13 protein-coding genes are annotated in these 12396 nt (G+C 60.8%); 8 read left to right on the top strand and 5 right to left on the bottom strand.

Annotation, left to right across the window (positions count from 1 at the left end; all coding sequences use genetic code 11):
* The first annotated feature begins 50 nt into the window (after positions 1-50).
* The 3 genes from CRO23_RS14030 (at position 51) to CRO23_RS14020 (ending at position 2663) form a co-directional block, all read left to right on the top strand.
* Positions 51-323 carry a hypothetical protein gene (locus CRO23_RS14030; protein ID WP_004941292.1) on the top strand — a complete coding sequence of 91 codons (273 nt, stop codon included), beginning with the start codon at positions 51-53 and terminating at the stop codon, positions 321-323.
* Positions 324-492: 169 nt separating this feature from the next.
* The gene (locus CRO23_RS14025; protein ID WP_097102287.1) at positions 493-1365 is read left to right on the top strand and encodes a glycosyl transferase; all 873 of its coding nucleotides are present in this window, start codon (positions 493-495) and stop codon (positions 1363-1365) included.
* A 416-nt stretch (positions 1366-1781) separates the two neighbouring features.
* Complete coding sequence (locus tag CRO23_RS14020) at positions 1782-2663, top strand: nucleoside-specific channel-forming protein Tsx (protein ID WP_028128054.1); 882 nt, start codon at positions 1782-1784, stop codon at positions 2661-2663.
* 54 nt (positions 2664-2717) lie between these two features.
* On the opposite strand, the gene CRO23_RS14015 is transcribed toward CRO23_RS14020, so the two are convergent.
* Complete coding sequence (locus CRO23_RS14015; RefSeq protein ID WP_025160261.1) at positions 2718-2897, bottom strand: hypothetical protein; 180 nt, start codon at positions 2895-2897, stop codon at positions 2718-2720.
* 442 nt (positions 2898-3339) lie between these two features.
* On the opposite strand from CRO23_RS14015, the gene CRO23_RS14010 reads away from it, so the two are divergent.
* Together CRO23_RS14010 and CRO23_RS14005 are read left to right on the top strand one after the other, a co-directional pair.
* Positions 3340-3831, top strand: a complete 492-nt coding sequence (locus CRO23_RS14010; protein WP_079451327.1) for an anti-virulence regulator CigR family protein — start codon at positions 3340-3342, stop codon at positions 3829-3831.
* 114 nt (positions 3832-3945) lie between these two features.
* Positions 3946-4476 carry a chorismate mutase gene (locus CRO23_RS14005; RefSeq protein WP_028128276.1) on the top strand — a complete coding sequence of 177 codons (531 nt, stop codon included), beginning with the start codon at positions 3946-3948 and terminating at the stop codon, positions 4474-4476.
* 3 nt (positions 4477-4479) lie between these two features.
* On the opposite strand, the gene CRO23_RS14000 is transcribed toward CRO23_RS14005, so the two are convergent.
* The 4 genes from CRO23_RS14000 to hutC form a co-directional block, all read right to left on the bottom strand.
* Positions 4480-6015: a serine hydrolase domain-containing protein gene (locus CRO23_RS14000; RefSeq protein ID WP_016928032.1), complete on the bottom strand. Its 1536-nt coding sequence runs from the start codon at positions 6013-6015 to the stop codon at positions 4480-4482.
* Between the two features lie 236 nt (positions 6016-6251).
* Entirely contained in the window at positions 6252-7055 is an 804-nt protein-coding gene (hutG, locus tag CRO23_RS13995) for an N-formylglutamate deformylase (protein WP_097102285.1), read from the bottom strand.
* Positions 7052-8275, bottom strand: coding sequence for an imidazolonepropionase (gene hutI, locus CRO23_RS13990; protein WP_016928030.1), 1224 nt, complete (start codon positions 8273-8275; stop codon positions 7052-7054). The genes hutG and hutI overlap by 4 nt, the downstream gene beginning before the upstream one ends.
* Positions 8276-8431: 156 nt before the next feature.
* Entirely contained in the window at positions 8432-9187 is a 756-nt protein-coding gene (gene hutC / locus CRO23_RS13985; RefSeq protein ID WP_028128056.1) for a histidine utilization repressor, read from the bottom strand.
* 180 nt (positions 9188-9367) lie between these two features.
* On the opposite strand from hutC, the gene CRO23_RS13980 reads away from it, so the two are divergent.
* The 3 genes from CRO23_RS13980 to CRO23_RS13970 all read left to right on the top strand — a co-directional run bounded on the left by CRO23_RS13980 (position 9368) and on the right by CRO23_RS13970 (position 12366).
* Entirely contained in the window at positions 9368-10738 is a 1371-nt protein-coding gene (locus CRO23_RS13980) for a formimidoylglutamate deiminase (RefSeq protein WP_097102283.1), read from the top strand.
* Positions 10738-11295, top strand: a complete 558-nt coding sequence (locus CRO23_RS13975; protein WP_016928027.1) for a HutD/Ves family protein — start codon at positions 10738-10740, stop codon at positions 11293-11295. Before CRO23_RS13980 ends, CRO23_RS13975 begins: the two co-directional genes overlap by 1 nt.
* A gap of 69 nt (positions 11296-11364) precedes the next feature.
* Positions 11365-12366 carry a LacI family DNA-binding transcriptional regulator gene (locus CRO23_RS13970; protein ID WP_028127390.1) on the top strand — a complete coding sequence of 334 codons (1002 nt, stop codon included), beginning with the start codon at positions 11365-11367 and terminating at the stop codon, positions 12364-12366.
* The last annotated feature ends 30 nt before the right edge of the window (positions 12367-12396 follow it).

Raw genomic sequence — 12396 nt, 5'->3', positions numbered from 1 at the left:
AATGTTGAACTAGAATTTAACTAGCCATGTTGCCTGAAGGAACGACGACGATGAGAAGCGACATTCAATTTATTCAACAGCCTGAAATCGACGTGCATCACTATGAGCGCGGCGATACCGTTCGCCTGACCACGGCGAATTTGCGACATGAATATCAGCTCGACGTTTATATTTTGCGCCGCGACGATAAGCTGATTTACGGCTCGGTCGTCGCGGCGGCGCCCAAAACCGATATTCCGGTCGCCAGTTGGGAGGTGAAAAACGGCGAAGAGGTGGCGTTCCGCCAGGAAAACATCGCCAAGGCGGTGCCGGCGGTGAACTGACGCGCAGCGATTATGGCGCGATTACGCTGAATAAATTAAAGAAATCAATTTATTGTTTCCACTGGCTGCGCTTTTTGAAGATGAGAAAGCGTTTTATTTGCCATTAGGAGACCTTTGAAATTATTGGTAACATATGCGGGTTATATAGCGTGTTATAGGGATATATTTTATGATTCCACCTGCGGATGTTGCGCGAGTTTTTATCGGGTGTGATCCAAATGATTGCGATTTGGAACAGATGATGGTTTTGGAGTATAGCTTGCGTAAGCATGCTTCAATACCTGTTCAAATTGAGTGGATGCGTTTGTCGCGAGACCCTGCCAGTCCCTGGTATTCTCAAAGTGGCGGCGAAGGTTGGACCACCGAGCGTTGGGCAACGCCGTTCTCTGCATTTCGCTGGGGCATTCCCGCTTTCTGTAACTTCCAGGGTCGGGCATTTTACTCCGATGCGGACGTGCTGTATCTCTGTGATATCGCAGAGATTTGGCATCATCCGATGAAGGAGGGCACTGCCATTTTGGCCGCGGGTTCCGGCAACGATCTGCGCTTGGGGGAAATGCTGTGGGATTGCGAGGCAGCGGCGCGATTCTTGCCGCCGCTGGATGAGTTGCGCCGTGATCCATTGGGGCATAAAAAAATGCAGCGGTTCTTTGAAGAACATCCCGAGTTCGTCGAGCCGTTGAAACCGGAATACAGCAATCTGGATGGTGACGATTTGCCGTTGGAAGCATTGAAGGCGTTGCATTACTCGGATATGAGCAGCCAATTTTCCCACCGTTATTCGCTTCCCAGACTGCGGGCTGAAAGCCGCAAGCATTGGTTTGATGGCAAGATCCGCAGCCATTATCGCGATGATCTGCGCGAGCTGTTCGAACAATACTATCGCGAAGCGCTGCAGGCCGGTTATACCCTGGAACGGTACCGGAATGTGCAGTTATTCGGCGGTTTCAATAAGCAATCTCAGAAAAAATATGACGGCAATCCGATTACGCGCAAGAAACAACCTTTTTTGCGCCGCGTCTTGAGCGGTTTGCTGGATTAGTCGATCTTTCCCTCCCTGGGAGTTTGTCGCGCGCTGGCGCCTGAGGGTGTTTTTTGCGTTCACTATTCTGCGGGCTGTGGCGTTAATCGCCGCGGCCCATCTTTTATGACTTTCAGCGGGTTTTCCCGCCGTCTACCAGCGGGTTACATTTGCTGCAATTTTCGGCTGAAAAATGCTTTGCATGACAAAAATCACAGCGAATGTGAATTTGCATGAAACATAATTTGACAAATGTGAACGCAATCGATTACCTATTCGCGAAATGCGTAACTGGATCACAGATTCTTACAGTCAGTGGTTTCTATAATGCGCGCGTCATCCGAGTTTCTGTGTGAAGACAACGCCAGGTGTCGGCAGACTCATTGTCATCTTTTCTAAACGGGCAGGAAATGGCCCTTTAAGCATGTGGTAATAAAATGAAAAAAATAGCTCTCGCAGCAGGTGTACTGCTCGCAGCGTCTTACAGTGCATCATCAATGGCTGATAGCAAAGACAGTCAATATGTCTCCGACTGGTGGCACCAGAGCGTCAACGTGGTGGGCAGCTACCACACCCGCTTCGGGCCGCAGCTGAATAACGACGTGTATCTCGAATACGAAGCCTTCGCCAAGAAAGACTGGTTCGATTTCTACGGTTACGTTGACGTGCCGAAATTCTTCGGCGTGGGCAATACCCCGGATCGCGGCATCTGGGACAAAGGCTCCCCGATGTTTATGGAGATTGAACCGCGTTTCTCCATCGACAAACTCACCGGCACCGATCTGAGCTTCGGTCCGTTCAAAGAGTGGTACTTCGCCAACAACTACATCTATGATCTGGGCCACAACGCCGATGGCCGTCAAAACACCTGGTACATGGGTCTGGGCACCGATATCGACACCGGTCTGCCGATGAGCCTGTCGATGAACATCTATGCCAAATACCAGTGGGAAAACTACCAGGCCGCCAACGAGAACAGCTGGGACGGTTACCGCTTTAAGGTGAAATACTTCGTGCCGCTGACCCAGGTGTGGGGCGGCAACCTGAGCTACATCGGCTTCACCAACTTCGACTTCGGTTCCGATCTGGGCAAGGACAGCCATTGGGTTGACGGCACCGGCAAACAGGTGCGCACCAGCAACTCGATCGCCTCCAGCCATATTTTGGCGCTGAACTACGATCACTGGCACTATTCTTTCGTGGCGCGTTATTTCCACAACGGCGGTCAGTGGCAGGATGGCGCGGATATCGGCACCCCGCAGGGCCCGATCAAGTCTACCGGTTGGGGTTATTACCTTGTGGTCGGCTATAACTTCTGATTTTCCGTGCTATCAGAAACAGAAAACCCCGCCTGGCGGGGTTTTTTTTCGTCATCACTGGGCTTGTTCAACCGGGAGATGCTTCACCGGCATAAACAGTCTGCCTTTGATCACGTGACATTCATTATTTATCCAACTAATGATTTGTTCACGGCTGACGCCTTCCGACTGCGCGTACCGATGAAGATCGCCATTAAAGTGCCGAGTGATGTATTCCATGAGGGTCATTTGCACGTCTTTTGCTCCTGAACGCCCACCCGTTGCCAGCCTGGCCACCGCGGGAGGTTGAGGTTTCTCAGACAGCGAATGTAAATTATCGGCAACCAAATCTCAACATAAAGCACCAGATTGGGGCGACAGCGGTGTGAAAAAGAATCCCGCACGGAGAGGCGGGAAATGTTCGCTATTATCATTATGGATGATAAGAATAAGATTTGAGGTGCGACGAAAAAGAGCACGCTAACTCTTTTTTGTTACCTTCCCACGCTAGCGTAAGGCTTATTTTTCTTCAAGAAAAATCTGAGACAAGCATCGGCATTTTCGAGGCATTTTGCGTTGAGACAAGGTTTGAAAGCGAATGCCGTAAAAGCGCACCGTTATCTCGGAGTTTTCCTTATACTTTGTCTGGAAAAGGCTGGCTATAGTCAACAGAGTCACCCACGCAGGAATACACAACATGAACAAACGTCGTACGACTCTCACGGTGTTGGCGCTGATTGCATCGCTGGGGTTGTCATCCGCCCCGGCCTTGGCCGACAAAGGCGGCAATGGTAACGGCAACGGGAACGGGAACGGCCATGGTAACAGCGGCAATCACGGTAACCATGGCAACAACGGTAATCACGGCAACAAAGGCAATAAAGATAAAGGCGGCTATAGGAACGACGATAATCTGGTCTCCGTCAGCCTCTCGCGCGACCGCGCCCGTTCGCTGGCGCACAACTATGGCCTGACCGGCTACAGCTCGCTGCCACCGGGCATCGCCAAAAATCTGGCGCGCGGTAAACCGCTGCCGCCGGGTATCGCCAAAAAAGTGGTGCCTTACTCGATGCTGCGTGAGTTGCCGCAGTACCCGGGTTATGAGTGGCGTATCGCCGGCGACGACCTGGTGCTGGTCGCACTCAGCACCGCGATTGTGGCCTCCGTGATCAATGGCGTTTTCGACTAACGTTTGTCGAGCGTTATCGGGCCTCGCTGCGGCGGGGCCTTTTTATTTGCCAGCGCGGGGCGGACGTGGTGAACTTTGGGCCTGACATTTTCACTGCATCATAAGGGAGGCGCCATGTTCAGGGCGTTATTGATAGCCTGCTGTTTGACCAGTTTTCCGGCGTTGGCAGACGGCGCCGCCGCCATCGGCGAGCTGGTGAACCAACGGCTGTCGTTGATGAAAGACGTTGCCGGTTACAAGGCGCAGCAGCATTTACCGATCGAAGACCTGGCGCAGGAGGCGAAGGTGTTGGCCAGCGCGCAGGCGGAGGCGGGGCATTTGGGGCTGGAGCCGGCGTCGGTGCGGCCTTTTATCGCCGCGCAGATGGACGCCGCCAAGGCGATTCAGTACCGCTATCGCGCCGACTGGCTGGCGAGCCCGGAGCCCGGCTGGCAGCCGCGGCCGTTGGCGCAGGTGCGCCCGCAGATCGCGCAACTGAGCAGCCAGATATTGCAACGCCTGGCGGAGCGGCTGCGTGCCGGCCCGCTCGGCGAGGCGGATCGGGCGGCGTTTATGGCGTCGGTGGATCAGGTGAATCTCAGCGCCGCCGACAAGCGGCGGCTGGCGGATGCGCTGCTGGCGGTCAAAACCGGCAGCGCACGCTGAGCGTCAGTCGCGGCCGACGGTGCTGCGACGGAAGGTCAGCATCCGGCTGCGGTTGGCGATGAGATCCACGTTGTAACCGCGGAAATAGAGGCAAAAGCGTTTTAACCACGGGCCGTCCTGGCACTCCACCAGCATGCGGCCCTGGCCGAGCGGGCTGAGCGTGCCGGTCTGCGCCGCCGGACCGACGCCAATATGCACCCGATCGCCGCGAATTTCAAAGGCGGTGCGATAGTGCGGGTGATACCACAGCCCCTGCACATGCTTCAGGCAGTCGCCGTTAGCCGTGACCGGCAGAAAACGGCGCGCCACATGCCCGACTTCGCCCTCGATCGCTTCACCGGTCCATTTCAATTTGAGCGGCATATGGGCGGACAGCGACACGGCGTACCCGTCCTCGCCCTGATACAGCGGTTCATCGCTGCCCAGATAGGCCAGGTTGCCGTCTTTGACCTCCAGCCAGTGCGGCTCCGCCAGCGTGGCGTAGAGGCCGTCGGGGATCGCCGTGCTGCGCTGCGGCAGCGGTTCGCCGAGCAGCGCCGCCATCACCTGCAAAGCCATCCCGAAACTGTCGCAGTCTTCGCGATTGGCCACCAGCGCGACGCCGGCCTGACGGTCGGGCGCCAGCAGGAAATAGGTTTTGTAACCGGCGTGGGAACCGCCGTGGCCGAGCAAGCGGCGGCGGCCCAGCGGGGTTTGCGCCAGACCCAGGCCATAAGCGCTGAGCTGGCCCTGATTGAGACGGCGCGGTGCGCCGAGTTGCGCCAGCACGCCCTGGCCGGGGCCCTGGTCGGCCAGCAGCGTCTGCAGCCAGCGGGTGAGGGCGTTGAGGCTGCCGGTCAGGCTGCCGGAGGCGGAAAGGTGCAGGCCGGCGCTGGCGTGTTGCCAGCCCTGCGGCGCACGCCAGTAACCCGGCACCAATCCCGGCACCACGTCGAACCAGCTTTCCGGCGCCCGCATCTGCACCTGCAGCGGCCGGGCGATGTGCTGTTGCACCAGTTGGTCGAAATCATACCCTTTGCTGCGCAGCGCGGCCTCCAGCAGCCGATAGCCGGTATTGCTGTAGGCGATCTCGCTGCCGGCTTCGTAGTTCAATTTCTCCAGCCCCTCGACAAACCGCATCACCGGCTGCGCCTCGCTGACGGCGTGCAGCGAGATGCCCAGCAGGCCGAGCGTCTCGCGCACGTCGGGCAGGCCGCCGGTCATGTCCAGCGCCTGCCCGACGGTAACGTCCGCCAACGCGGGCTGCAGGGCGGGGAGCAGTTCACCCAGACGTTGCTCCAGCCGAATGGCGCGATCGGTGGCGTTCAGCGCCAGCGCGGCGAAGATATGCTTGGTCACTGAAGCATAACGCACCACGCTGTCGGCGGTGAAGGGGATGTTCTGCGCCAGATCGGCCAGGCCGGCGCAGGCGGTGGCGCGGCGTTGTTGGGCGTCAAACAGGGTGATGGCGCCGCCGGGTTCGCCATGCCGTTGCCAGCTGGCCAGCAGTTGTTCGGCCAAGGCGCCGGCAGCGCGCCAGTTTAACGGTGTTACAGACATAGGGCCTCCAGAGAGTATTCGAAACGGGCCAGCTGGCCACACGCCGCCCGGCGCTGAGCGCGGGCTTTTGGGCTGATTGTGGCGCAGTGCGTTTTTCGTCGGCCGCTGTTTTGTGCGCTGTTTAGACCAGTTAGCGGGGAATCACGCGAAACTTTGATATAGCGCGCAGATTGCTGCTGGCGTTGCGGTTAGAGGCGGGAGAAAAACAGGCGCGCGGCGGCGCCTGTAAAGGGGGATCAATTCAGTCTGGCGGCGCCGTCCAACAGGCTTTCAATCATCTGCTTGAGCAGGCGCTGCAGCGAGGCGGCGCGCTGGGGCTCGAACGCGAAAGGATACTGTTCGGACATGTAGTTGACCTGCGCCAGTTCGAGCTGGATCGCATGCTGTTGTTGCTGTGGCTGACCATAGGCGCGGGTGATATAACCGCCCTTAAAGCGGCCGTTGAGCACGTGGGTGTACTGCTGTTGCTGCTCGCAGCAGGCGACCAGCCGATCGCTCAGCGCCTGGGCGCAGCTTTCACCGCCGTTGGTGCCGAGATTGAGATCCGGCAGTTGGCCGTCGAACAGCCGGGGGATCACTGAGGCGATGGAGTGCGCGTCGAACAGCAGCGCATAGCCGTGGCGCGCTTTGAGGCGCGCCAGTTCGTTCTGCAGCTGCTGATGATAAGGTTGCCAAATTTGCTGCAGGTAGGCGGCGCGTTCTTCGTCCGTCGGCGTTTTGCCCGGCAGGAAGCTTGGGCGGCCGTCGAACAGCACGTCGGGATACAGGCCGGTGGTGGCGGTGGTGTACAGCGGCTTGTCGTCCGCCGGGCGGTTCAAATCGATGACGAAGCGCGAATAGTTGCCGACCAGCACGCTGGCGCCCATCGCCCGGGCGAAGTCGTACAGCTGCGGAATGTGCCAGTCGGTATCGGGCAGCGGGCGAGCGTCGTCGGTCAGCCCGGCCTCGACCGCCGGCGTCAGTTGCGTGCCGGCGTGCGGAATGCTGATCAGCAGCGGCAGGCTGCCGGTCTGGAAGCTAAAAGGATCGCGAATGGTCATTGACGTACTTCTCCTCGGAAAATCACCGTACAGGGCAGTTGACCGCCCAACCAATAAGCCAGTTCCGCCGGCCGCGACAGCGGCCAGTGAACGAAGTCCGCCACCTTGCCGGTTTCCAGCGTGCCGTGGCTGTGCTGCAGCCCCAGCGCTTTGGCGGCGTGGGTGGTGACGCCCGCCAGCGCCTCTTCCGGCGTCAGGCGGAACAGCGTGCAGGCCATGTTGATCATCAGGCGCAGCGACAGCGCCGGCGAGGTGCCGGGGTTGGCGTCGCTGGCGATCGCCATCGCCACGTGGTGCTTGCGGAACAGCGCTACCGGCGGGCACTGAGTTTCACGCAGCAGGTAGTAGGCGCCCGGCAGCAGCACCGCCACGGTGCCGGCGTCGCCCATGGCGCGGGCGTCTTGCTCGGTGGCGTATTCGAGGTGGTCGGCGGAGAGCGCGTGGTGGCGCGCCGCCAGCGTGCTGCCGCCGAGGGCGGAGAGCTGCTCGGCGTGCAGCTTGACCGGCAAACCGGCGGCTTCGGCGGCGGCGAAGACTCGCTCCACCTGCGCCGGTGAGAACGCCAGATGCTCGCAGAAGGCGTCGACCGCATCCGCCAGGCCGGCGGCCGCCGCCTGCGGGATGATGGTGTCGCAGACCAGATTAATGTAGTCGTCGGCGCGGTTGGCGTATTCCGGCGGCAGCGCATGGGCCGCCAGACAGGTGGTTTTCACCTCGACCGGCAGCAGCTCGCCCAACTTGCGCGCCACCCGCAACATTTTCAGTTCGCTCTCCGGGCTGAGGCCATAGCCGGACTTGATCTCCACGCAGGTGACGCCTTCCGCCAGCAGCGGCCGCAGGCGGAACAGCGCCTGCTCCAGCAGCAGCGCTTCGTCGGCCTCGCGGGTGGCTTTCACGGTGGAGATAATGCCGCCGCCCTGTGCGGCGATGTCGGCGTAGCTTACGCCGTTCAGCCGCTGTTCGAACTCGCCGCTGCGGTTGCCGCCGAACACCAGGTGCGTGTGGCAGTCAACAAAGCCGGGGGTGACGATGCCGCCGTCGAATTTCACCGTTTCGTCCGCGATCAGGCCGGGCGGCAACGCCGCATGTTCGCCAATCCAGACGATCTTGCCGTCGCGCACGGCGATCGCGCCGTCGGTCAGGGTGTGATATTTGCCGTCGCGCATGGTGACGATATCGGCGCCGTGCCACAGGCTGTCACAGTGAATCTCAGACGTCATTGCTTTCCTCCGCCGGAGCCGCAGCTCCCACATGGTTGTATATACAATTAAAAACAACCTAACGCATTCACCGGGATGTCACAAGAGGCGGGAGAGATTTTGTTATCAGGATGTGATCGACCGCGGAGATGCGGGCGCAGGGGCGCCCGCCGGGGATCAGACTTCGCTGGTGAAGCGGCCGAACAGTTGATAACGGCTGCCGGGGTACAGCAGCCGGGCCGAGGTGACCACGGTTTTGCCGGACCAGGTGCGGCGATGGATCAGCAGGCCGGGTTCGTGGTCCTCCAGCTGCAGCAGCTCGCGCTCGCGCCGGGTGGGGATCACCGCTTCGACGATGTGTTCGCCGGCGGTCAGCGGCGCGGCCTGCGTCAGATAGGTATAGGGCGTGACGCGGTCGAAATCCTGCTTCAGGTAATCCGGCGCCACCAGTGGGTTGACGCAGCGGTCTTCCACCTGCACCGGCACGTCGTTTTCGTAATGCACGATCTGGGAGTAGAACAGCCGTTGGCCGGGCTGAATGCCCAGCGCCGTCGCTTCTTCCTCGCTGGCCGGGCGGGCCTTCAGCTCGAGGATTTTACTGCTGTGGTGATGACCTCGCGCGGCGATCTCATCGGCGATGTTGTGCACTTCCAGCAGTGCGGTATGCGCCTTGGCTTCGGCGACGAAGGTGCCGACGCCCTGCATGCGAATCAAAAAACCTTCGCTGGTCAGCTCGCGCAGCGCGCGGTTGATGGTCATGCGGCTGACGCCCAGTTCCGCCACCAGTTCACTTTCGGAGGGCACGCGCTGGTGCGGTTGCCAATGCCCCGCACGGATTTGATTCACGATCGCCTGTTTGACCCGTTGGTAGATCGGGGCGGGGGCATCGCTCATTGCAGCCGCCAGTTGTAACACGGTCTGTTGTTCAGCCACGACGTTAACCTCGTCAAATAAAAAAATAATAACACCAGTTTACTGTTGATGTCGGCGTATGTATATGTATATACAACTAGTGGCCGTCGCGCCAGAAACTTGCCGGCGACCGCCAAAAATTCCTTAAGACGCGCCATCGCCGCGCCTTATTCGCCGTTACATTAACCGTGGAATACTGCCATGCCTGCTTATTTTGCCCCACGCGCTTTGCTCCCAGAGGGCTGGGCGCATAACGTCCGGCTGGACGTCGATGCGCAAGGTTATCTGACTCAAGTTACCGCCAACGCTGAGCCGCAAGGCTGCATTCGGCTGCACGGCGACGCGGTGCCGGGCATGCCGAACCTGCACTCCCACGCTTTCCAGCGCGCGATGGCCGGGCTGGCGGAAGTGGCGGGCAACCCGCAGGACAGCTTCTGGACCTGGCGCGATCTGATGTACCGCCTGGTGCAGCGTCTGACGCCGGAGCAGGTGGAGGTGGTCGCCCGTCAACTGTATATCGAAATGCTCAAGGGCGGATACACCCAGGTGGCCGAATTCCACTACCTGCATCACGACGCCGACGGCAAGCCTTACGCCGATCGCGGTGAGATGACCGGCCGCCTCAGCGAGGCCGCACATCAGGCCGGCATTGGCATGACGATGCTGCCGGTGCTTTACAGCTACGCCGGTTTCGGCGCCCAGCCGGCCCAGCCGGGGCAGAATCGGTTTATCCAGGACACCGAAAGCTATCTGCATCAGCAGCAGGTGATTGCCCGTCAGCTGGCGGATCGCCCGTTGCAGAATCAGGGGCTGTGTTTCCACTCACTGCGTGCGGTGGAGCTGGGGCAGATGCAGCAGATTTTGGCCGCGTCGGATCGCACCTTGCCGGTGCATATTCATATCGCCGAGCAGCAAAAAGAGGTGAACGACTGTCTGGCGTGGAGCGGGCAGCGCCCGGTGGCCTGGCTGTATGACCATCTGCCGGTGGATCAGCGCTGGTGCCTGGTGCACGCCACCCATCTGGATCGCGACGAGCTGGAAGCGCTGGCGCGCAGCCGCGCGGTGGCCGGCCTGTGTCTGACCACCGAAGCCAACCTCGGCGACGGCATTTTCCCCGGCGACGCTTACCTGCAGCAGCAGGGGCGCTGGGGCATCGGTTCCGACAGCCACGTTTCGCTCAACGTGGTGGAAGAGCTGCGCTGGTTTGAATACGGCCAGCGGCTGCGCGATCAGCGTCGCAATCGCCTGACGACACCGGAACAGTCGGCGGTAGGCGATGTGCTGTACCTGCAGGCGCTGCAGGGCGGCGCGCAGGCGTGCGGCGCGCCGATCGGTCGGCTGCAGAGCGGCTATCGCGCCGACTGGCTGGTACTGGACGGCGACGATCCGTATCTGGCGGCGGCGCCGGACGCCTCGATCCTCAATCGCTGGCTGTTCGCCGGCGGCAAGGAGCAAATTCGCGACGTGTTCGTCGGCGGCCGGCAGGTGATCGAGCAGGGGCGGCACGCGCTGCAGCAGCAGAGCAGCGCCGAGTTCCTGCAGGTGCTGAAAACCTTTCAGCAGGAGGCGTAATGAGCCTGAACCGTTTTAACTTCGCCGCGCTGCCGGTCAGCCCGTGGCGCAACGGCGGTGGGGAAACCCGTGAAATCGTCAGCTGGCCGCCGGGCGCGCAGGATTTTGACTGGCGCGCCAGCATCGCCACCATCGCGCAGGACGGGCCGTTTTCCGCCTTTGCGGGCATCGATCGTTCGATCACCCTGCTGGAAGGCGACGGCGTGCGGCTGTTCAGCGCCGGGCATATCGACCATCAGTTGGCGCGCGTCGGGGAGCCGTTCGCGTTTTCCGGCGACGTGGCGCTGGAAGCGACGCTGCTGGGCGGCGCCAGTCAGGATTTCAACATCATGACACGCCGCGGCCGGCAGGCGGCCGAGGTGCGGCGCAGCACGGCGCCCGTCACCCTGTCACCCAACCGGGCGGGCGTGCTGTATGTGCTGGGCGGCGTTTGGTCGCTGCCGGAGGGCGGCGAACTGCGGGCGCGCGAAGGTGTCTGGTGGACGGCGGCGGGTGGCGAAGTGACGCCGCTGACGGCCGACGGCGCGATCCTGTGGGCGAACATCACAGCCTGCTAACGCAGAGTAGAGTCCTGCGCCCGGTTATGGGATTATTCACTTTTCCCCATTAATCATAAAGAAGGGCGCATGGCTTCGCTGAAAGACGTCGCAAAACTTGCCGGAGTCTCGTTGATGACGGTGTCCCGCGCCATCAATGAACCCGGCAAGCTGCGGCCGGAAACCTATCACCGCGTCAAACAGGCGATCGACCAGTTGGACTACGTGCCGGATCTGTCGGCGCGGCGTATTCGCGGTGACGGAAATCGCGTACAGACGCTCGGCGTGCTGGCGCTGGACACCGCCACGACGCCGTTCTCGGTGGACATGATCCTGTCGATTGAAAAAACCGCGCGTGAGCGCGGCTGGAACAGCTTCGTCGTCAACCTGTTTGCCGACGACAACGCTGAACAGACCGTCGATCTGCTGTTGGCGCATCGACCGGACGGCGTGATCTTCACCACCATGGGGCTGCGTCAGGTGGATGTGCCGGCCAAACTGTTGGACAAAAGGCTGGTGCTGGCCAACTGCGTCAGCCCGGCGCACGCGATCGCCAGCTACATTCCTGATGATGAGCAAGGGCAGTATGACGCCACGCGCACGCTGATCGCCAAAGGCTATCGTTCGCCGCTGTGCATACATTTACCGGCGGATACGCTGGCGGCGGGGCTGCGCCGTCGCGGTCTGGAGCGCGCCTGGCGCGAAGCGGGGCGCGATGTTGAACAACTGCGGCAGTATCATCTCGATCTGAGCGGCGGCGATCAAGGCTATCGCGACTGCGTCGCGGTGCTGGCGCGGCATTTCTCTGCCGGCCGGCGCGATTGCGATGTCGTGGTATGCGGGAACGATCGGATAGCGTTTCTGGTGTATCAGGTATTGCTGGCGCAAGGATGGCGGATACCGCAACAGGTGGCGGTGCTGGGCTACGACAACATGGTTGGCATCGGCGAGCTGTTCCTGCCGGCGTTGACGACGGTGCAATTGCCGCACTATGCGCTGGGTCGCCTTGCGGCGCTGCATGTGATCGAGCAGCGGGAACAGCGTGATACGGTGAAAGTGCCTTGCCCGCTGTTGGCGCGTGGTTCGCTGTAACCGCACCGGGTGCGTCGCTGCGCGCCCGGT

It is taken from the genome of Serratia sp. JKS296, from assembly GCF_900215445.1.
Classification (GTDB): Bacteria; Pseudomonadota; Gammaproteobacteria; order Enterobacterales; family Enterobacteriaceae; genus Serratia; species Serratia marcescens.
This window is presented reverse-complemented; position numbering and strand designations above follow the sequence as displayed.

Coding starts and splice junctions, on each gene's coding strand:
- CRO23_RS14030 (WP_004941292.1), top strand. CDS start 51: ATGAGAAGCGACATTCAATTTATTCAACAGCCTGAAATCGACGTGCAT.
- CRO23_RS14025 (WP_097102287.1), top strand. CDS start 493: ATGATTCCACCTGCGGATGTTGCGCGAGTTTTTATCGGGTGTGATCCA.
- CRO23_RS14020 (WP_028128054.1), top strand. CDS start 1,782: ATGAAAAAAATAGCTCTCGCAGCAGGTGTACTGCTCGCAGCGTCTTAC.
- CRO23_RS14010 (WP_079451327.1), top strand. CDS start 3,340: ATGAACAAACGTCGTACGACTCTCACGGTGTTGGCGCTGATTGCATCG.
- CRO23_RS14005 (WP_028128276.1), top strand. CDS start 3,946: ATGTTCAGGGCGTTATTGATAGCCTGCTGTTTGACCAGTTTTCCGGCG.
- CRO23_RS14000 (WP_016928032.1), bottom strand. CDS start 6,015: ATGTCTGTAACACCGTTAAACTGGCGCGCTGCCGGCGCCTTGGCCGAA.
- hutG (WP_097102285.1), bottom strand. CDS start 7,055: ATGACCATTCGCGATCCTTTTAGCTTCCAGACCGGCAGCCTGCCGCTG.
- hutI (WP_016928030.1), bottom strand. CDS start 8,275: ATGACGTCTGAGATTCACTGTGACAGCCTGTGGCACGGCGCCGATATC.
- CRO23_RS13980 (WP_097102283.1), top strand. CDS start 9,368: ATGCCTGCTTATTTTGCCCCACGCGCTTTGCTCCCAGAGGGCTGGGCG.
- CRO23_RS13975 (WP_016928027.1), top strand. CDS start 10,738: ATGAGCCTGAACCGTTTTAACTTCGCCGCGCTGCCGGTCAGCCCGTGG.
- CRO23_RS13970 (WP_028127390.1), top strand. CDS start 11,365: ATGGCTTCGCTGAAAGACGTCGCAAAACTTGCCGGAGTCTCGTTGATG.